Source organism: Thalassospira profundimaris (assembly GCF_003326675.1).
In the GTDB taxonomy this organism is placed as follows: Bacteria; Pseudomonadota; Alphaproteobacteria; order Rhodospirillales; family Thalassospiraceae; genus Thalassospira; species Thalassospira aquimaris.
Genome location: NZ_JPWF01000047.1, coordinates 1 through 594, shown reverse-complemented (window position 1 = coordinate 594; position 594 = coordinate 1). Strand labels below are relative to the sequence as shown.

Sequence of the window (594 nt, the reverse complement as noted above, 5' to 3'; positions counted from 1 at the left end):
ATGCCAGTGGTTCCGAAGACAATGCGATTGCGCTCGACATCGATGCCGGTCTTACGGACAGCTCCGAGACGCTGACGATCACGATTAGCGGCGTTCCGGATGGTGCAACCCTGTCTGCTGGTACCGACAATGGTGATGGCACCTGGACCTTGAGTTCCGGTGACCTAGAAGGCCTGACGATTACGCCTGCTGATGATTATTCCGGTTCGTTCGATCTGAGCATCACCGTGACCTCGACCGATGGCGAGGATACGGCAAGCATTAGTGACACAATTACGGTTGATGTCGCCGGCGTTGCAGATACGCCGAGCCTTGAAGTATCGGATGCATCGGGCAATGAAGAGGGTTCAATTGCACTCAGCATTGATGCCGGTCTGTCGGACAGCTCAGAAGTTCTGTCGATCACCATATCGGGTGTGCCGGCTGGTGCGGAGCTTTCCGCCGGTACAGATAATGGTGATGGCACCTGGACGCTGAGTGCCGATGACCTTGAAGGTCTGACGATCACGCCTGCGGATGACTTCAGCGGATCGTTCGATCTTGGCGTTACTGCAACTTCTGCGGATGGCGAAGACGTAGCCACCTCGACTGGTT

1 protein-coding gene is annotated in these 594 nt (G+C 55.9%); it reads left to right on the top strand.

Annotation, left to right across the window (positions count from 1 at the left end; genetic code table 11):
- A partial coding sequence (locus tag TH19_RS22850) for an Ig-like domain-containing protein (protein ID WP_181846527.1) occupies positions 1-594 on the top strand: 594 nt, incomplete at both ends.